A 19,615-nucleotide genomic window follows, 5' to 3' on the forward strand; every position below is an offset into this window, starting at 1 on the left:
TTTAACAACCGTTTTTTTCACCATTAAAAAATCGCAGCCATGCGGAAACATTACCTCCATTCGCCCGGAAGGGGCATTTTTACATTTCTGCTCATCGCGCTGTTCACGTTGCGGGCCGGGGCGCAGGTTAGCCAGTTTATCCACGTCGACCAGTTTGGCTACGCGCCCGCCGCCGAGAAGGTGGCCGTGCTGAGCAACCCCGTCCAGGGTTACAACGCGGCGTTGAGCTATACACCGCCCGCCACGCTCGAAGTGCGGAACAGTGTTAACCATGCGGTCGCATTCTCGGGACCGGTGACAGTCTGGAACAATGGTAATACGCAAGCCAATTCCGGTGACCAGGGGTGGTGGTTCGATTTTTCGGCATTGACGGCCGCAGGGAGTTATTATGTGTTCGACGGGGTGAACAACCAGCGCTCGGCGGTTTTTGAAATTGCCCCTAATCCCTACGGCAATGTGATGCTGGCAGCCATGAAGATGTTTTACTACAACCGCTGCAACATGGCAAAAGCGGCGCCCTATGCTGCCGGCAAATGGACGGACGGCAACAATTTTGCCCATCCATTGCAGGATGCCAATGCCCGTTACGTGTACGACCAGAGCAATGCTGCGCTCGAAAGGGAGCTGACGGGCGGGTGGTTCGATGCGGGGGATTACAACAAATATGTGTCGTTCACGCACAGCCCGCTGCACGACCTGTTGTATGCCTATGAGGAAAATCCGGCCGTTTTTACCGATAATTTCAATATCCCCGAGAGCAAAAACGGCATCCCCGACATCCTCGACGAGGTGAAATGGGAGCTCGACTGGCTTTTTAAAATGACCAATGCCGATGGCAGTACCCACAACAAGATGGGCAGCCGCAATTACAGCGAAAACATTTCCTCGCCGCCCAGCGTGAACGTCGACGGCCGCTATTACGGCCCTGTTTGCACTTCGGCATCCGCCACCATTGCGTCGGTTTTCTCGCACGCGTCGCTCGTGTATGCGGGTATCCCCGCGCTCGCCGCGTACGCGGGGCAGCTGGAAGCGAAGGCCGCCAGTTGTTTCAATTACGTGCTGCCGTTTTACAATACATCTGCCTTACAAACCAATTGCGACGACGGCAGCATTGTGTCGGGCGATGCGGATGTGGGCACGGGCCCGCAGCGGAACATGCTGCTGATCGCGGCCATTTACCTGTTTGAAAGGACCGGAAATGCCGTTTACAACCAGTTTGTGACGAACAATTACGCGGGTACCGACGTGATGAGCTCGGGCTTCTGGGGTGTGGACGCCACCGAATTGCAGGATGCCCTGCTCCGTTACGCCAGGCTTCCCAATGCGACCCCGGCCGTGGCGACAGCGATCCTGAATTCGGCCGGCAGTGCGGTGAACAACAACTGGAACGACTTCTTCGGCTGGACGAACGCCGATTTATACCGTGCGTTCATGCCCGACTGGTCGTACCACTGGGGCAGCAATATGCCCAAGGCGGATTATGCCAATGTGAACCGCACGATGCTCAAAGCGGGCCTGGGCAATGCGGCCGGCTTGCGCCGGAAAGCCGCCGAGCAGATCCATTATTTTCATGGAATAAACCCGCAAGGGATTGTATACCTGTCGAATATGTACGGCGTGGGCGGCGACCGGTGCGCGAACGAGATTTACCATACGTGGTTCAACGACGGCACCATATACGACAACGCGCTGACGTCGCCCAACGGCCCGGCGCCGGGCTACGTCACCGGCGGCCCGAATGCCGATTATACCATTAACACGCAGAGTCCGCCCTACGGCCAGCCGCGCCAGAAGAGCTACCTCGATTTCAATACCGGCTGGCCGACCAACAGCTGGGAAATTACAGAGCCGGCTATCTATTACCAGGCGGCCTACGTTCGCCTCCTCGCCCATTCGACCCTGCCGATCGAAGACCCGCTGCCCGTGGAACTCGCCGATTTTTATGTCAAAGAACTGACCAGCGGCCAGGCGCAGCTGTATTGGAAAACGGTGTCGGAAGTGGATAATGAGCGTTTCGAAGTCGAGCGGTCGGCGGATGGGCTGGATTTCAGGATGATAGGCGAGGTACCGGGTAGCCGCACTTCGCAGCAGGCCCATTACTACACATTTACGGATGCCGAAACGCCCAATACCACGACTTATTACCGGTTGAAACAGGTGGATACCGATGGGCAGTTCGAGTATTCCAAAATCATCGCGCTATACCGCAACGGCGACGCTTCATTCCGCCTCGGCCCGAACCCGCTGACGGATTTCGTAGACCTGCAAATGCCGAAGCACGTAGGCCCGGCCACGGTGAAACTCATGAGTATGTCGGGCGTGGAGCTGATGCGCAGCCCCGTGAATGGCAGCGGCCGGGTGTCCATTGCCGATCTGCCGAAGGGTATTTACCTGTTGCAGGTCGAGCGGGGCAGCGAGCGCCTTTTCACGCAACGGATTTTCAAGAACTGAAATTTCCGCCTTTGTCGCGCTTGTAATGCGCGGGGGATATGCCCATTTGCTGTTTGAAAAGCCGGGAAAAATAGAAAGGGTCGTCGATACCGATGGCCGAAGCGACCTCGTTGACGCGCATCGTACCAAAGTGCAGGAGCTGACAGGCTTTCTGAATGCGGAGGTAGTTGAAATATTCGATCGGCGCATAACCGGTATCTTTTTTAAATCTCCTGGAAAAAAACGACACGGAAAGATTTACCGAACGGGCAATATTATCCAGTGAAAGGGAATTTGAAAGATTTTCCTGCATGTGCAGGATCGCCTTTTCGGTAGGGCTGGCAATGGCTTCCGCCAGCGCCGGCCTGCCGAAATGCTCGGGTGCGATGAACGACGACAGGTAATGCGGAAGTGCGAGGTTGGCATGCAGCAGGTTGGAGGCGCTGTACCCTTTGAGCAGGGTGTTGGCAATGTGGGTGAAAAGCCCATTGCGCTCTTCCGAATAGCCTACCTGGACGCTGCGGTCCGTTTCGCCGTCGCGCTCCATGATGGCCGCCACGGCAGCCTGGCATTGGCCGCCGGCGAGGTGCATCCAGTAAATGCTCCACGGGTTGAGCGGGTCAGCGCCGTAAGAATGAGGCGCATCCATCGGTAAAACGAATATTTCGCCCGCGTGTACCTGGGAGGTGCTGCCGCCGGTTTCCACCCAGCCCCTGCCCGCGCTGCAATACAGCAGGATGCCCTGGGAAATGCCGTGCGGCCGGTGGTAATAATGGTGCAATGCTTTGGGATAATAGCCCATCCGGGCGATGTACAGCTGGCCTATCAGCGGCAGTTGCTCGCAATGCGCCGTAGCCACCCTGGGTATTTCGATGATGAGCTCGCCCTGGAAGCCCCTGCTTTTGCGCATAATGTGTGTAGCCGATGTGCGTGAATGGATTGGGTAAAGGTAAGATAATCCATGTTTTGGACAAAATTGTTCATTCGTTTATGTCTTGGAATAAATGAATTTTGTGCGGTTATAATACAAATTGGCTATTTCTAATCCCACTATCATGGCAAAGCAGCTTTTGACACCCGCCCAGATTCAGCAGTACCACGAAGACGGTTACCTGATCGTCCGCGGGTTTTACGACGAGGAAGAAGTGTCCCGCCTGTACCGCATCGCCGTCGACGACGCGGCAATCAGCAAGCACGCGATCAATGTCAACGACAGCACCGGCAAGCGCAGCAAGCTTTCGCTCTGGTACAAGCCCGGCGACGATGTATACGGGCTGTTGACCCGCGGCGAAACGCTCGTGGGCGCGGTAGACCAGCTGCTGGAACGCCAGCGGGGCGACGAGGGGCATTCAGTATGCCATTACCATTCCAAACTCATGCAGAAAGAGCCGCGCGTAGGCGGGGCCTGGGAATGGCACCAGGACTATGGATACTGGTACAAAAACGAATTTCTGTTTCCCGAGCAAATGATGTCCGTGATGATCGCCGTGACGGACGCAAACGTGGAAAACGGCTGCCTGCAAGTGATCAGGGGGTCGCACAAAATGGGCCGCGTGGAGCACGGGTTCTCGGGCGAGCAGGTAGGGGCGTCGCAGAAATATGTGGACCTGGCGCTGAAAACGATGGAACACGTGTATGTGGAGCTGAATGCCGGCGACGCGCTGTTTTTTCACAGCAATATCCTGCACCGGTCGGAAGCGAACGTGTCGGACCGGGCGCGCTGGTCGCTGATTTCCTGCTACAACCGCTCCGCCAATATCGGTTATAACGAATCGTCGTCGTCTTCGGCGAGCATTACGCCCATCGATATCGTTCCCGACGACGCACTGCTGACGTGGGAAACGGCCGGGCTGGCCGAATCGGACGCCGATTTTCTCAGCAAGGAAGCAGATGTTTCACTCAAATAATACACACACGATGGCACACACCGCCGGCACATTTTCCTCCCTGCAAACCGGTCCCGTTCGAATCAACAAAGGTTATGTTTATCTGCTCAGCGCCATTGCGGCGCTGGGCGGGATTTTGTTCGGCTTCGACCTCGTGATCATTTCCGGGACGGTCGCGTTCTTTCAGGCGCATTTCGGGCTGAACGAGCTGGAAACCGGCTGGGCGGTGGGCTGCATTAACCTCGGCGCGGCCATCGGCGCCATCATGGGCGGGTACCTTTGCGAGCGCCTGGGCCGGAAGAAACTCCTGATGATCTGCGCGATCCTGTTTGCCGTCACCGGCGGCGGCACCGGCTGGGCCGAAAACTTTACGATGTTTATCTGTTTTCGCATGCTGAGCGGCGTCGCCGTAGGAGCGGCCGCGTTGGTATGCCCGATTTACCTGGCCGAAATCTCGCCGGCACCCATGCGCGGCACGACGGTATCGTTTTACCAGCTCTCGATCGTGGTCGGGATATTGCTGGCTTACCTGTCTAACTACCTCCTGCTGAATGTCGAGGACAATTGGCGGTGGATGTTTTCGTCCCAGTCGATCCCCGCGCTGCTATTCTATTTCAGTCTGTTTACGGCTTCCGAAAGCCCGCGGTGGCTGATCCGTGCCGGCCGGGAGTTTGAGGCGCATATTGTGCTGGAACGCGTTGGCGGGCTGGACTATGCATTGGCAGAGCAGGAGCAGATCGAAAAGAGTTTCGCCGATAAGACCCGGTCCCAATTAGCCGATCTCTTCCGGAAGGACGCGTGGCACATTGTGTTCATCGGCATTATGATCGCCATTTTTTCACAGATCGTCGGGCAGAATTCCATCTTTTCATACGCGCCGGAATTGTTCAAAAAGGCAGGGGTCGGCCAGGATTCGGCATTTTTGCAGTCAATCATCATCGGCATTACCAACTTCATATTCACATTCATCGCGATAGCTACCATCGACAAGGCCGGGCGTAAAAAACTGCTGCAATACGGCGCATTCCTGCTTTTTGCAGATGCGGTGGCATTGTCGGCGGCATTTTACCTGCAATGGTCGGGAACGTGGGTACTCGTGTTCGTACTGGCGTTTATCGGCGTGTATTCGGCCACGCTCGGGCCGGTAACCTGGGTGGCACTTTCGGAAATCTTTCCGAACCGCATCCGGGGCAACGCCATGGCCGTGGCTACGCTGGCATTATGGATCGCCAACTTCTTCACAACGGCCTTATTCCCGGTGATGAACCAGTATTTCGGTATGCCGGTCACCTTTTTGGTACATGCAGGCATTTGCCTGATCTACTTCTTTTTTGTCCGGAACCGCGTGCCCGAAACCAAGGGCAGGTCTTTGGAAGAAATTGAAAAACTATTACAGAAAAGCTGACCATCCATTGAATGAAAATCGAATTCTTTGCTCCGGAATGGGGTAATACGCTTCCTTTCGAGACATTTTGTCAAAATGTACGGGCCGCCGGCTACGACGGGGTGGAAATGGCGCTGCCGCTCGACGACGAGGAAAAACAGGCGATCCTGGATGTATTGGAGGCGCATGATCTGAAACTGATCGGCCAGTACTGGCAGTCGTTTGAAAAAGACCTCGACACCCACGCCGGGAATTACGAAATGTACCTGCGCAACCTGATCGAGGCCGGGCCGGTGCTGATCAACTGCCAGACCGGTAAGGACTATTTCAATAAAGCGCAAAATCAGCGGTTGTTTGCGTTGGCTGCCCGGCTTTCGGCCGAATCCGGCATCCCGATCGTCCACGAAACGCACCGCGGCAAATGCCTTTTCGCCGCGCACGTGGCGATGCCGTACCTGCAAGCCGATCCCAACCTGCGAATCGCCTTCGATGTTTCCCATTGGTGCAGCGTTCACGAGTCGTTACTGGCCGATTTGCCCGACGAAGTCGCGCTGGCCATTTCGCGCACCGACCATATCCACAGCCGGGTAGGCCATCCCGAAGGCCCGCAGGTGAACGATCCGCGCGCGCCCGAATGGAAAGAAGTGGTGAACGCACACCTCGACTGGTGGGACCGCATCGTCGAAATGCACCGCCAAAACGACACGTCGCTCACGATCACCACCGAATTCGGTCCCTTGCCATACATGCCCTCGATGCCTTACACCAAGATGCCGCTCGTGAGCCAGTGGGATGTAAATGTATATATGATGATTTTGCTCAAAGAGCGCTATCATTTGGATATACCGCTGTAAAAACAGCCCGAAAGGTTAAGTGTCACTAAATTTTTCTTAAAATTTTGCTGGAATCGGTATTTACCGTTAAATAAATTTTTTGTCATTAAAATGCTGACAATGAGTTGATTTCTTCGACGCTGCGTAGAAATAGTATACTTTTGGGAATTTAATATGTACAGGCAATTGTTTTACGGGCCGGAATTGTAGTTCCGGTTAATGAGTTAATTCATAAATTTGCTTTGTAGTAACCCCGATCGATCTAATAACTATGAGCATCCTTTATGTTGACCATGAAATCAATAATCTGAATTCCTTTAAAGCGACGTTCCGAAGGGATGCCAAGATTTACCTGGCCAAATCAACCGAAGAAGGATTCAAAATCCTGGATGAGCACAAAATCGACGTCATTTTTGCCGACCACCAGATGCCTGAAATGACCGGGCTCGAATTCCTCAAACTGGCTTCCGACCAATATCCTGCGAGCATGCGCGTACTGCTCACCGGCAACGCTTACACCGACGAATTCCGTTGGGCCGCCGGTAAGGGGTATTTTCACAGCTATGTCAACAAACCCTGGGACGAGCAGCAGCTTCGCACGCTGATGGTTTCACGACTTTACTAATTACCAAAAGGCATTTTCAGAACGCCGGGGGCCCGAGAGGCTTCCGGCGTTTTTGTTGGTGGTAAAACCCGCAAAAATATTGCCACAGCAATATTTGTTGAGGATATATTGACTACATTGGAGTTTCGATATCCGATCAATTCTTCATCTACTGCCGGAACGGCATAACCTTAACCAATGAAAAGAAGACACTTCATGCAGATGTCGGGCCTTGGCCTGGGGGCGATGATGCTCCCCGGGGTGCCCGTCATCGGGAACCCTGTGCACGCCGAACAATTGCTCACGCCCTGGCTGGATGCCGCCAGCAAGAAAAAGCTGGCCGAAACGGCGCTGAATGCTGCCCGCGACAAGGGTGCGACGTACACGGATGTGCGTATCGGCCGCTATTTGCAGCAATACCTGTTTACGCGCGAAAAGCAGGTCCAGAATATCGTGAATGCCGAATCGTACGGGATCGGCATCCGGGTGATCGCCAACGGCACCTGGGGCTTTTCTGCCACCAGTGACGTGACGCCCGACGGCATTGCCAAATGTGCCGCCACGGCCGTGGCCATTGCCAAAGCCAACTCCAAATTCCAGAAAGAACCGGTGGTGCTGGCCCCGCAAACAGGCGTAGGCGATAAAACCTGGAAGACGCCCCTGACCAAAAATGCATTTGAAATACCCGTAAAAGAGAAAATCGACCTGCTGATGAAGGTCAACGGCGCGGCTATCGACAATGGCGCCAACTTCGTCACCTCCAACTTGTTTTTCGTCAACGAACAAAAATATTTCGCCTCGACCGACGGCTCATTCATCGACCAGGACGTGCACCGGATCTGGCCGACATTTACCGTGACGGTCACCGACAAGGCGTCCGGAAAATTCAAAACCCGCGACGCGATCAGCTCGCCCATGGGCATGGGCTACGAATACCTCGACGGCATGGCGACCGAGAAAATCGCCGGCCCGAACGGGCTGGTAGGTTACCGCAATGCTTACGACATGGTGGAAGATGCCATCATGGCCGCCAAGCAGGCGAAGGAGAAAGTGACGGCGAAGTCGGTGCAGCCGGGCAAATATGATCTGGTACTGGACCCGAACCACCTCGGATTGACGATCCACGAGTCGGTAGGACACCCCACGGAGCTTGACCGCGTGCTGGGTTACGAGGCCAACTATGCCGGCACCAGCTTTGCGACGCTCGACAAATGGAAGACAAGGAACTTCAACTACGGCAGTAAGCTGGTCAATATTGTGGCCGATAAAACCCAGCCGCACACACTGGGCGCGGTCGGTTACGACGACGAGGGCGTGCCTTGCAAGGAATGGGACATTATCAAGGACGGCATTCTGGTGAACTACCAGGCCATCCGCGACCAGGTGCAGATTTTGGGTGAAAAAGAATCGCACGGCTGCTGCTATGCCGACGATTGGAGCTCGGTTCAATTCCAGCGTATGCCGAATATCAGCCTCAAACCCGCTACCGAAAAACGCAGCGTGCTCGATATGATCAAAGGTGTTGAAAAAGGCATTTACATTATCGGTCGAGGGTCGTATTCGATTGATCAGCAACGGTATAACTTCCAGTTTGGCGGGCAGGTATTTTACGAAATCAAAAACGGCGAAATCGCCGGCATGCTCGACGACGTGGCCTACCAGTCGAACACCCAGGAATTTTGGAACTCGTGCACGCAGCTTTGCGACAAAGACGATTACCGCACGTTCGGCTCGTTCTTCGACGGCAAAGGTCAGCCGGCCCAAATCAGCGCCGTCTCACACGGAAGCTCGACGACGCGGTTTAACGGGGTGAATGTTATTAACACTGGGCGGAAAATTTAGGAAGAAGGGGGGAGGAAAAGAATCCTCCCTTTCCTCCTTCCTCCCATTTACAACGATCATAAAAAAGCATCAAATGGCCATTTTATCCAAAGAAGAAGCAAAGAAAATCATAGATAAGGTGCTGGCGTATTCGAAGGCGGATGAGATCAGCGTTTCGCTGTCCGGTGAGCGTACAGGGAATATCCGTTATGCGCGTAATTCGGTGTCTACCAGTGGAGAAACGACCGATCTGTCGCTTTCGGTGACGGCGGTTTATGGTAAAAAATCGGGAACGGCGACGATTAATGAGTTCGACGACGCGTCGCTGGAAAAGACCGTGCGCCGGGCCGAGGAGATCGCCAGGCTGGCGCCGGATAACCCGGAATACATGCCCATGCTCGGGCCGCAGCAGTATATCGAAACGAAAGCATTTATCGAAAATACAGCCGCCATTAACCCTGAATACCGCGCCAAAGCGGCATTCGGCAGCATCGATCCCTGCGCGAAAAAGAACCTCACGGCTGCGGGTTATATGGAAGATAATAGCGGGTTTTCGGCACAGGGCAACAGCAAAGGCCTTTTTGGCTATAACAAATCCAGCTCCGTGGACTTTTCGGTGACCGTGAGGACCGCCGACGGCACGGGCTCGGGCTACGTGGCGCGCGATTACAATGACGCGTCGAAACTGAACACACAGACGGCCACGGAAATCGCGATGCAAAAGGCGCTTGCGTCCGTGAATGCGAAAGCGCTGGAACCGGGCAAGTACACGGTGATCCTCGAACCCACCGCCGCGCACGACCTCGTACAGAATATGATGCGCAGCATGGATGCCCGCAGCGCCGACGAAGGCCGGAGTTTTCTGGGCAAAAAAGGCGGCGGGACGCGCCTGGGCGAAAAGCTGCTCGACGAGCGGGTGACCATTTACTCCGATCCCGCCAATGCGGAAATCCCCGGTTCGCCATTCGCGGCGGACGGCCGTCCTCAGGAAAAAGTGACGTGGTTTGAAAAAGGCGTCGTCAAAAACATGTACTATTCGCGTTTCTGGGCTGAAAAGAAGGGTGTAAAGGCCATTCCGTCGCCCGGTGGCATTATTTTCGAAGGCGGCAGCGACTCGCTCGCCGACCTGATCAAAGGCACGGACAAGGGCATTCTCGTCACGCGCTTCTGGTACATCCGCAGCGTGGACCCGCAAACGCTCCTGTACACGGGCCTCACGCGCGACGGGACCTTCTACATCGAAAACGGTCAGATCAAATATCCCGTGAAAAACTTCCGGTTCAATGAAAGCCCGGTGATCATGCTCAACAACGTGGAGGCGATCGGCAAGCCCGTACGCACCAACGGCAGCCTGATACCACCATTGAAAATCCGCGATTTCACGTTTACAAGCCTTTCCGACGCGGTTTAGCGGTAAGCGTAATCCATTTAAACCGCTATCCAGCCACCCATACCAGGTGAGTTGATCTCAGTGCAGCCATTCAGTAACTTATGAATTGCACTTTTTTCAACTCACCCATTCAATTCTATTAGCTAAACATCTACATTTTGAGACGACGAGATTTTATCCAACTGGCCGGGCTGGGAACGGGAGCGTTCATGTTGCCGGGCTTCGCGACGGGCCGTCCGGTGTCGCCGGAGGCATTTCTGGCCGCGGGCGACGATGTGGCCGTGAAAAAGCGGCTAGCCGACGCCGCCCTGAATGCCGCCAAATCCAAAGGCGCTTCCTATGCCGATGTGCGCATTGGCCGCTACCTGAACCAATACGTGATTACGCGCGAGGATAAGGTCCAGAATATCGTCAATACCGAATCGTACGGCGTAGGTGTGCGCGTGATCGCCAACGGCTGCTGGGGTTTTGCCGCCGTGGTGGACGCCAAAAACGAGGCGCAAATGGCCAAAGCCGCCGAGGATGCGGTGGCGATTGCGAAAGCCAATTCCAAGTTGATGAAAGAACCGGTACAGCTCGCGCCCCAGAAGGGATTTGGAGAAGTGAGCTGGAAGGCACCGATCAAGAAAAATGCATTTGAAGTACCCATTAAAGAAAAGGTCGATCTGCTGCTTTCGGTGAATGATGCGGCGATGAAGAATGGAGCTAACTATGTGAATTCCATTATGTTCCTTGTGAATGAGCAGAAATATTTCGCTTCTACCGACGGCTCCTACATCGACCAGGACATTCACCGGATCTGGCCGATCTTCAATGTGACGGCCATCGACCCCAAGACCGGCAAGTTCGAAACGCGCAATGCATTGAGCGCGCCGATGGGCATGGGTTATGATTATTTGCAGGCAAACCCATCGGACAAGGTTACCGGCGTGACCACCCGCTACAATAAGGGCTATGATATGCTCGAAGACGCTACCGCCGCCGCCAAACAAGCCAAGGATAAGCTGACCGCCAAATCGGTGGAAGCAGGAAAATACGACCTCATCCTCGATCCCTCGCATTTGTGGCTCACCATTCACGAATCGGTAGGCCACCCGCTGGAACTCGACCGCGTGCTCGGCTACGAAGCCAATTTCGCGGGAACATCTTTTGCGACCCTGGACAAATGGCAGTCCAAAAACTTCCAGTACGGCAGCAAGCAGGTGAACCTGGTGGCCGACAAGTTGCAGGTAGGTTCGCTCGGCGCCGTGGGCTGGGATGATGAAGGGGTGAATACCAAGCAGTGGGACCTGGTGAAGGACGGCGTGCTGGTGAACTACCAGGCCATCCGCGACCAGGCGCATATTATCGGTGCCAAGGAGTCGCACGGCTGCTGCTATGCCGACAGTTGGAGCTCGGTGCAGTTCCAGCGCATGCCGAACGTGTCGCTGGCGGCGGGCAAAACGCCATTGTCTGTGGACGATATGATCAAGGACGTGAAAAAAGGCATTTACATCATCGGCGACGGCTCGTTCTCGATCGACCAGCAGCGCTATAACTTCCAGTTCGGCGGCCAGCTGTTTTACGAAATCAAAGACGGCAAGATCGTCGGCATGCTGAAAGACGTGGCCTACCAGTCGAACACGCAGGAATTCTGGAACTCGTGCGTACAGGTGTGCGACGACCGCGACTACCGCCTCGGCGGCTCGTTCTTCGACGGCAAAGGGCAGCCGTCGCAATCCAGCGCCGTATCGCACGGCAGCTCGACGGCCCGGTTTAACGGGGTGAATGTGATCAATACCGGGAGGAAGATATAGTGAATGAATTGTCAGGAGGTCAGGGGTAGTCATTAAGTTACTACTACAAAAACAATTCTGACCATTCATGACCAAATCTGACTATTTCATTCTGTCATTCAAAATTTAAAACCAACATGGCCATCATACTAACAGAATCAGAAGCGAAAGCACTGTGCCAGAAGGTACTGAGCTACTCCAAAGCCGATGAATGCGAGGTGAATATATTGGGTGAGGAGCGGGGTAACCTGCGTTATGCCCGTAACGAAGTGTCGACCAGCGGCGCATTGATCAACCAGAATTTACAGGTACAATCCGCATTCGGGAAGAAGGTGGGCGTGGCGACGATCGATGAATTCAGTGAAGAGTCCTTTGAAAAAGTGGTGCGCCGGTCGGAAGAACTGGCGCGGCTGGCGCCGGAAAACCCTGAATATGTAGGCGTCCTCGAACCGCAGACCTATTTGAAATCCAATGGTTTCTTCGAATCGACAGCCGGTATTAACCCCGACTATCGCGCAGGTGCCGTATCGAAAAGCCTCGAACTGACGCGCACGCAGAATATGACCGCCGCGGGTTTCCTCGAAAATCAGAAAGGCTATTCGGCGATGATGAATTCCAAAGGCCTCTTTGCCTACTACCCAAGCACGAGCGTCAACTTCTCGCTCACCGTGCGCACGCCGGACGGCAAGGGCTCGGGTTACGTGGCCAAAGGTTATAGCGATGTGGCCAAACTGGACACCGCGGCCGCTACCAAAATCGCCATTCAGAAATCGAAGGGCTCCGTCGATGCAAAGGCATTGGAACCAGGCAAATACACGGTAATCCTCGAACCGACGGCGGCAGCGGTGCTTTTGGAAAACATATTCTTCAATTTCGACGCAAGAAGCGCCGACGAAGGCCGCTCATTCCTCAGCAAGGCAGGCGGTAAAAGCAAATTGAATGAAAAGATCGTCGACGAACGCGTCCATATTTATTCCGACCCGACGCACCCGGATCTGCCGTCGTCGCCCTGGTCGGGTGATGGACAGCCTGCGAACAAGATCGACTGGATTGAGAAAGGCGTGGTCAAAAACCTTGTGTATTCCCGCTATTGGGCACAGAAAAACAATGTAAAACCGGTACCATTCCCGACGAACGTGATCATGGCCGGCGGCACGGCCAGCATGGAAGAGCTGATCAAATCTACCCAGCGGGGCATTCTGGTTACCAAGCTGTGGTACATCCGCGAGGTAGATCCGCAAACGCTCCTGCTCACGGGCCTGACGCGCGACGGTACTTTCTATATTGAGAACGGCGTGATCAAACATCCGATCAAAAACTTCCGTTTTAACGAAAGCCCGGTGATCATGCTCAACAATCTCGAAACGCTCGGCAAGCCCGAACGCGTCGTGAGCACGGAAACCAACAGCAATTACCTGATCCCGCCGATGAAAATCCGGGAGTTCACATTCTCATCGTTATCTGACGCAGTTTAGTATTGAAACCTTTTTTCTTCACCAGAATCCAATACACTTCCGGTAACTGGGATACCGACCAGCGAATGCCGTCCAATCTGCTGCATTCGCTGGTCGAGTACACCACAATCCCGGTCGACGAGAAGGAAAAAGTGGTTCAATTGAGCAGTAATGAAATCTTTAAAAGCCCCTTCTGTTACCTGAGCGGGCATAAACTGGTGGAGTTTTCGGCCCAGGAGCGCGACCATTTCAAACGGTACGTGCAGAATGGCGGCTTCGTGTTTGTGGATGATTGCAACCACGATATCGACGGGCTTTTTGCGAAATCGTTCGAGCAGGAAATGGCCCGGACGTTCGGCCCGAAAGCATTGCAGAAAATTCCGAATAACCACCCTGTCTACCACAGTTTTTTCAAATTCGACGACGGCCCGCCGACCACCTCCTTCGAGCTGAACGGCTGGGGCGACGACCTCGTGCACGATTACCTCAAAGCCATCACCATCAACGGTAAAATCGGCGTCCTGTACAGCAATAAGGATTACGGCTGCGAATGGGACTACGATTTCCGTAACAAACGGTTCCTGGCCATTGACAATACGCGGTTTGGGGTGAATATAGTCGTGTATGCGCTGATGGGGTAGGGGGCGCCTGCGGCGCGACCGCCGACCGCCGACCGCCGATTGCGGGGAGTATTCGGTGGTCCGCGGTCAAAATCAAACAATTGTAAATGATCACAAATAAGTGATCGGCCGTCGGCGGTCAGTGGCCGGCGGTCAAAAAACGTTGAAGACTTGGAAAACGAAACGACAACAGCCCATTACCGCGAGCTCGTCGCAAAACTGCCACTACTTAAAGCCGAAATCGCGAAAGTGATCGTCGGCCAGCAGGATGCTATCGAAGAAATACTGATCGCCCTGCTGGCGTCGGGGCATTGCCTGCTGGAAGGCGTGCCGGGTCTGGCCAAGACATTGATGGTCAAGACGATGTCGGAGGCGCTGCATATGAGTTTCCGGCGCGTGCAGTTCACACCCGACCTCATGCCGGGCGACATTGTCGGTACCGAGATTTTGGAGGAAGATCATGAAACCGGCAAGAAGTTCTTCAAATTCAACCAGGGGCCGATATTTGCCAACGTGGTACTCGCCGACGAAATCAACCGGACGCCACCCAAAACGCAGGCTGCATTGCTCGAAGCGATGCAGGAAAAAAGTGTTACTTACGGCGGCGAGAACTACGCATTGCCCAATCCGTTCCTGATCATCGCCACACAGAACCCGATCGAGCAGGCGGGAACTTATCCGTTGCCCGAAGCGCAGCTCGACCGTTTTTTGCTGTATATCAAACTCGGCTATCCGAGCGAGGACGAGGAACTGGACGTTTTGCGCACCACCACCGGCACGGCACGCCCCGAAATCGGGCGTATTTTATCGGACCAGGATATGGTGGAACTTCAAAAACTCACACGTCAGGTACATATTGCCGACGAGCTGCTGGTGCTGATCAATCAGCTGGTACGGTCGACGCGGCCCGATAATACCACTTCGGATTACGTACGCGAGTGGTGCGACTGGGGCGCGGGCCCGCGTGCCGGGCAGGCGCTCGTATTGTGCGCGAAGGCACGGGCGGTCCTGCACGAGCGGTTTTCGGTCGTCCCCGACGACATTCGTACGCTGGCATTTCCCGTGCTCCGGCACCGCATTGCCATGAATTTCCGCGCCGAAGCCGAAGGTATTACGACCGATCAGGTGATCGATAATTTGCTGGCGGCATTGCGGTAGGCTAACCGTTTGACATAACCATGCAAAAAACAACCGGACTACTGGCATCGAGCCTCATAAAGCTCAAAAACCTGCAACTGACCGGGAAACTGGTGAGCGAAGAGCTGATGCTGGGCATTCATTCCAGCAAGCGGTCGGGGATCGGGATCGAATTCGAGCAGTACCGGCATTACGAGCCCGGCGACGACCCGAAACGCATCGACTGGAAGCTTTTTGCCAGGACAGACAAGCACCTTGTGCGGGAATCGTCGACGGAAAGCGACCGGCAGGTTCGGTTCGTGCTGGATTTGTCGGGGTCGATGAATTATACGGAAAATGGTGTGAGCAGGCTGCAATATGCGCAGATCCTGCTGGCCTCGCTGGCCTATTTGTGCTATATTCAGAACGACCAGATGAGCCTGTACGGCTTGAAGAACGGAGCCGCGGAGACGATCTGCGGAACTGGTTCGGGGGCGTCGGCCCGGCAGGCTTTTCAAAAGATATTGGTGGGGCTGGAAAAAGCGACGGCTTCGGGCGCGTGGCAAAAGACGGGGCCGGGCGGGGCTTATCCGGGAGGTGGAGAATTTCTGTCAAAAAAGAAGGAACAGCTGATTTTGGTGAGCGATTTGCTCCAAATAGAGGACGAATGGCTGTCGTGGGTGCGCTCACTGGCCGGGCCTTACCGTGAGATCGTGCTGTTTCAAATCCTGGGCGACCGGGAGGCGGATTTCGATCTCAAAGGATTTTACCGGTTCAGGGACCTGGAAAGCGGTCGGGAGGTAGAGCTGGATGCGGACGCCGTGGCGACGCAGTACCGCACTGCTATGGAGACCTATCTGGCCGATTTGAAGGCTGCATTGCAGATTCCGCACGTGCGCTTCGTGCGTGCGTACATGAGCGACCCGATCGGGATGGTATTGAAGGCATTTTTAACAAGAAGAAAAGGGTGATGACGTTCCTGCAATCCTATTGGCTTTGGGGAATGCTGGCCGTAGCCGTGCCGGTGGCGATCCATTTCTGGTATCAGAAAAGGGGCAAAACCATCGAATGGGCGGCCATGCGCTGGCTGGGAGAACAAACTACGCTGCAACATCGCGGGTTCCGGCTGAACGAGGTCGCGCTGATGCTTGTGCGTTGCCTGGTAGTGGCACTACTCGCATTGGTCCTTAGCAAGCCGGTGGTACATTGGCTCAAAAGCGCAAACCGACTGCGCGTCGTCCACATCGTACAAGGCGACCGGCTTGTTACCGAAGCCTGGCGTTTTGAACTAAACGGTGCGATGCAAAAGGGCGAGCCGGTATATTGGCTTGGCGCTTCGCCGCAAAAGACAACCGATTTGATAGAAACACCTGCGCAGATAGCCGAGTGGGCAGATTTGCAAACAGATATCAATGCGTTGGCAAGTGAAAACGGCACAGTTTTCAAATTGTATTTTCACAGCAGCCTCGTCCCGGAGGACGCGCCGCGCATTTATGTCCCGGGTAATTACGAGCTTTTCCCGGTGCCGGATACAACGGGCCGCGCAGGTTTCGACCTATCTGAAAACAGGCCTGTTTTCAAAAACAACATCCATATCCTGCTCGACTACCCCAAGGCAGAGGAGCATAAGACGGTGGCCGCTGCGCTCGCCGCATTGCACGAAGTGCATGGTTTTCCGTTTGAAATAGAAAATAATGCTACCCCCGGCAAGCATTACGACTGGGTTTTTACCAATAAACCCGTGAAGCAAGCCAAAGCAGCAACGCAATATGTTGTGTCGGGCGTTGCGCCGGAATGGGGCGCGCCGGCATCGGTAATTTTTCTGCCCGATTCGCTGCAATCGGCTGATGATGAGCTCGTGGAAAGCGGGCGTTTGCCGGAATGGCTGGGGGAGTTGATGCTGAAAAAAGCGCGACTCGATCATGACATAACGGCATTGACTAATAGCCAGTTGAATGCATTATTTGAGAAGGCCGGGGTGGATACTGGCCGGAAAGGGGCGGCATTGCGGCCCTGGCTGTTGCTGGTTTTTTTGGGTTTATTGATCACGGAACGCTGGCTGGCGTTGCGCAAACCGGTTGCTCATGGCTGATTTACAGAAACGGATCAAATCGGTAAACATGCAAATCCAGTGGGTGGCGATTGGTAAATGCCTGCTGCTGGGGCTGGCATTCCGGTCGCTGGCGAGGGCGCTGCCGGGCGATCATCCGTGGCTCGAAACGATGATCAGCGCCGTGGGCTGTCTGATCGGGATTTTTCTCACCAAGGCATTTACCGACCGCAAACGCCATGCTATTACGCTGCTGCATAGCCATAATCCCGGTCTGGAATATAGCTTAGACCTTTTGTACAGGCTGGACCTGAACCCCGTTGAGCAAATGCAGCTGCAACGGATCGCGGCCGTCCCTGCAAAAGTACCGCGCAGGGAATTGTTCCGCGGATTTTGGGTTTATTTCGGGATTTTTATCGTTGCCGCCGGTATCAATCTAGGTGCGGACCATTGGAAAACGCGCAGTGAAATGCCTGTGAAAACAGCCGGGCCTCCATCGGTTTTATCCCCGAAAACAGCACCACAGGCTCCGCGGTATCGGGCAGCGCAGGTGAAAATAACGCCGCCCGCCTACACGGGATTGCCGGGTAAAAATTCTTCGGATTTGAATATCAGTTCGTTGGTGGGGTCGGTCGTAGAATGGTCGGTGGATTTTGACCATGCACAGGGCCTGAGCGTCCGCATCGCCAACAGTCGGGGTGAGGAGGTGTTTCTGAAAGAATCGCACGGGGCGTTCGTGCACCGCGACCGGCTGACCGGCTCCGGTTTGTATTCCGTCAAGGGTTACTGGAAGGATTCGCTCGTGTACCAGTCCGATTTTTACAAGCTCGAAGCGCTGCCCGATCTCGCGCCGCGCATCGAGCCTGCTTCAAAGGATTTATATCGATACCATTTCTTGAAAGACCCTAAAAACTTCCGGGTTTCGGCCAGAATATCGGATGATTTTCGTGTGAAACAGGCTTTTATTGTCGCTACCGTCGCGCGGGGTTCGGGGGAGAATGTCAAGTTCCGGGAAGTGAGGATGCGACTTGGTCAAGCCGATTTTAAAGAGGCTAACATTCAGAAAACCATTGACTTGAATGCGTTGCAGTTCGCGCCGGGCGATGAGCTGTACTACTACTGGGCGGCGGTCGATAACCGGCAGCCGGAAGCGAATTTCAGTAAGTCGGACACCTATTTCGTCGTGTACAAAGACACCGCGAAGGTGGAGGAAGCCGAGCTGGCGACGATGGCCGTGAACATAATGCCGGAGTATTTTCGCAGCCAGCGCCAGATCATCATCGACACGGAAAAGTTGATCGCTAAGCGCAAAAGGCTCAAAACCAATGAGTTTAATGCAACTTCCAACGAGATCGGTTTCGACCAGAAAGTGCTGCGGCTGCGGTACGGGCAATACCTCGGCGAAGAATTTGAAACGAGCATCGGCGGCGGTGATAACCCGGCGGCCGACAACGGCAATATCATCGACGCATTCACGCACCATTCCGACGGCCAGGGCGAAGGCGCCGAGTCGCGCGTGGGCGAACCTGCGCATGCGGACGAACACGCACACAAGGCCGAGCCTGCTGGTGAAAAAGACCCGCTGGCAGCATTGATGGAGCAATACACCCACTCGCACGACGATGCCGAGACGAATACATTCTACGAACAATCGACACGCAGCCTTTTGAAAATGGCTTTGGAGCAAATGTGGCAGTCGGAGCTGCATTTACGTACTTATGAGCCCGAAAAGGCACTTCCATTCGAGCATAAGGCATTGGAATACCTCAAAACCGCCCAGCAAAAAGCACGTACCTATGTGAAAAAGAGCGGTTACGACCCGCCGCCGATTAAAGAACAGGAGAAGCGGCTTACCGGCGAGCTGAAAGACCTCGTCCCGAAATGGGCGTACGAAAAGCAGTTCGACCAGAAGCCGACGGCCGAGCTCGCGGCAACCTTGCTGGGTTACCTGGAAACGGACCAATCACGAAGGGCGGACGCCGCCCGGACAGCCGCGCTGGCGATGGAAATGACGCAAAGGCTGACGGATAGCGGCCCGTTTAATGGCGGATTGCAAAACTGGAACACCATTGCCGCATTGCAGAAACTCGCTGCCGGCCGGGCGCTGAATGCCAGGGAGGCAAATAATCTTAAAACCGATTTGTACCAGCGAGCCAGCCCCGCATTGCGGAGCCGGCCGGGCTGGGTAGGAGATAAAAAACTGGAAGCGGCGTTCCGGAAAGCATTACGCTAGTCTGATTTGGAAGTTTTTT

At 54.7% G+C, this 19,615-nt stretch carries 15 protein-coding genes; 14 read left to right on the forward strand and 1 reads right to left on the reverse strand.

Annotated features, from left to right (window positions below; all coding sequences use genetic code 11):
- Nucleotides 1-39: 39 nt before the first annotated feature.
- A complete protein-coding gene (locus tag H144_RS0105690; RefSeq protein WP_019941081.1) occupies nt 40-2,451 on the forward strand; it encodes a glycoside hydrolase family 9 protein in 2,412 nt (803 codons plus the stop codon).
- Here the strand turns inward: H144_RS0105690 and H144_RS0105695 are convergent.
- Nucleotides 2,441-3,340, reverse strand: coding sequence for an AraC family transcriptional regulator (locus tag H144_RS0105695; RefSeq protein WP_019941082.1), 900 nt, complete (start codon nt 3,338-3,340; stop codon nt 2,441-2,443). The genes H144_RS0105690 and H144_RS0105695 overlap by 11 nt on opposite strands.
- A 145-nt stretch (nt 3,341-3,485) precedes the next feature.
- Here H144_RS0105695 and H144_RS0105700 point away from each other — a divergent pair, with 145 nt between their 5' ends.
- The 13 genes from H144_RS0105700 (at nt 3,486) to H144_RS0105760 (ending at nt 19,596) form a co-directional block, all read left to right on the forward strand.
- Nucleotides 3,486-4,337: a phytanoyl-CoA dioxygenase family protein gene (locus H144_RS0105700; protein WP_019941083.1), complete on the forward strand. Its 852-nt coding sequence runs from the start codon at nt 3,486-3,488 to the stop codon at nt 4,335-4,337.
- A 10-nt stretch (nt 4,338-4,347) separates the two neighbouring features.
- The gene (locus H144_RS0105705) at nt 4,348-5,721 is read left to right on the forward strand and encodes a sugar porter family MFS transporter (protein WP_019941084.1); all 1,374 of its coding nucleotides are present in this window, start codon (nt 4,348-4,350) and stop codon (nt 5,719-5,721) included.
- Between the two features lie 11 nt (nt 5,722-5,732).
- Entirely contained in the window at nt 5,733-6,554 is an 822-nt protein-coding gene (locus H144_RS0105710) for a sugar phosphate isomerase/epimerase family protein (RefSeq protein ID WP_019941085.1), read from the forward strand.
- A 250-nt stretch (nt 6,555-6,804) separates the two neighbouring features.
- The gene (locus tag H144_RS0105715) at nt 6,805-7,158 is read left to right on the forward strand and encodes a response regulator (protein WP_019941086.1); all 354 of its coding nucleotides are present in this window, start codon (nt 6,805-6,807) and stop codon (nt 7,156-7,158) included.
- 177 nt (nt 7,159-7,335) lie between these two features.
- Complete coding sequence (locus H144_RS0105720; protein WP_019941087.1) at nt 7,336-8,979, forward strand: TldD/PmbA family protein; 1,644 nt, start codon at nt 7,336-7,338, stop codon at nt 8,977-8,979.
- A gap of 73 nt (nt 8,980-9,052) precedes the next feature.
- Complete coding sequence (locus H144_RS0105725) at nt 9,053-10,369, forward strand: TldD/PmbA family protein (RefSeq protein ID WP_019941088.1); 1,317 nt, start codon at nt 9,053-9,055, stop codon at nt 10,367-10,369.
- Nucleotides 10,370-10,506: 137 nt separating this feature from the next.
- Nucleotides 10,507-12,144 (forward strand): TldD/PmbA family protein, encoded by a 1,638-nt coding sequence (locus H144_RS0105730; protein WP_026350444.1) that lies wholly within the window; start codon nt 10,507-10,509, stop codon nt 12,142-12,144.
- A 116-nt stretch (nt 12,145-12,260) separates the two neighbouring features.
- Nucleotides 12,261-13,598 carry a TldD/PmbA family protein gene (locus tag H144_RS0105735; RefSeq protein ID WP_019941090.1) on the forward strand — a complete coding sequence of 446 codons (1,338 nt, stop codon included), beginning with the start codon at nt 12,261-12,263 and terminating at the stop codon, nt 13,596-13,598.
- A gap of 2 nt (nt 13,599-13,600) precedes the next feature.
- Nucleotides 13,601-14,218 carry a DUF4159 domain-containing protein gene (locus tag H144_RS0105740; RefSeq protein ID WP_019941091.1) on the forward strand — a complete coding sequence of 206 codons (618 nt, stop codon included), beginning with the start codon at nt 13,601-13,603 and terminating at the stop codon, nt 14,216-14,218.
- 150 nt (nt 14,219-14,368) lie between these two features.
- Nucleotides 14,369-15,355 carry an AAA family ATPase gene (locus H144_RS0105745; RefSeq protein ID WP_019941092.1) on the forward strand — a complete coding sequence of 329 codons (987 nt, stop codon included), beginning with the start codon at nt 14,369-14,371 and terminating at the stop codon, nt 15,353-15,355.
- Between the two features lie 20 nt (nt 15,356-15,375).
- Complete coding sequence (locus tag H144_RS0105750) at nt 15,376-16,284, forward strand: DUF58 domain-containing protein (protein ID WP_019941093.1); 909 nt, start codon at nt 15,376-15,378, stop codon at nt 16,282-16,284.
- Complete coding sequence (locus H144_RS0105755; protein ID WP_019941094.1) at nt 16,284-17,405, forward strand: BatA domain-containing protein; 1,122 nt, start codon at nt 16,284-16,286, stop codon at nt 17,403-17,405. The genes H144_RS0105750 and H144_RS0105755 overlap by 1 nt, the downstream gene beginning before the upstream one ends.
- A complete protein-coding gene (locus tag H144_RS0105760; RefSeq protein ID WP_019941095.1) occupies nt 17,398-19,596 on the forward strand; it encodes a hypothetical protein in 2,199 nt (732 codons plus the stop codon). Before H144_RS0105755 ends, H144_RS0105760 begins: the two co-directional genes overlap by 8 nt.
- Nucleotides 19,597-19,615: the final 19 nt, after the last annotated feature.

Source organism: Dyadobacter beijingensis DSM 21582, from assembly GCF_000382205.1.
GTDB classification, from domain to species: domain Bacteria; phylum Bacteroidota; class Bacteroidia; order Cytophagales; family Spirosomataceae; genus Dyadobacter; species Dyadobacter beijingensis.

Coding starts and splice junctions, on each gene's coding strand:
- H144_RS0105700 (WP_019941083.1), top strand. CDS start 3,486: ATGGCAAAGCAGCTTTTGACACCCGCCCAGATTCAGCAGTACCACGAA.
- H144_RS0105705 (WP_019941084.1), top strand. CDS start 4,348: ATGGCACACACCGCCGGCACATTTTCCTCCCTGCAAACCGGTCCCGTT.
- H144_RS0105760 (WP_019941095.1), top strand. CDS start 17,398: ATGGCTGATTTACAGAAACGGATCAAATCGGTAAACATGCAAATCCAG.
- H144_RS0105715 (WP_019941086.1), top strand. CDS start 6,805: ATGAGCATCCTTTATGTTGACCATGAAATCAATAATCTGAATTCCTTT.
- H144_RS0105735 (WP_019941090.1), top strand. CDS start 12,261: ATGGCCATCATACTAACAGAATCAGAAGCGAAAGCACTGTGCCAGAAG.
- H144_RS0105695 (WP_019941082.1), bottom strand. CDS start 3,340: ATGCGCAAAAGCAGGGGCTTCCAGGGCGAGCTCATCATCGAAATACCC.
- H144_RS0105720 (WP_019941087.1), top strand. CDS start 7,336: ATGAAAAGAAGACACTTCATGCAGATGTCGGGCCTTGGCCTGGGGGCG.
- H144_RS0105755 (WP_019941094.1), top strand. CDS start 16,284: ATGACGTTCCTGCAATCCTATTGGCTTTGGGGAATGCTGGCCGTAGCC.
- H144_RS0105690 (WP_019941081.1), top strand. CDS start 40: ATGCGGAAACATTACCTCCATTCGCCCGGAAGGGGCATTTTTACATTT.
- H144_RS0105750 (WP_019941093.1), top strand. CDS start 15,376: ATGCAAAAAACAACCGGACTACTGGCATCGAGCCTCATAAAGCTCAAA.
- H144_RS0105710 (WP_019941085.1), top strand. CDS start 5,733: ATGAAAATCGAATTCTTTGCTCCGGAATGGGGTAATACGCTTCCTTTC.
- H144_RS0105725 (WP_019941088.1), top strand. CDS start 9,053: ATGGCCATTTTATCCAAAGAAGAAGCAAAGAAAATCATAGATAAGGTG.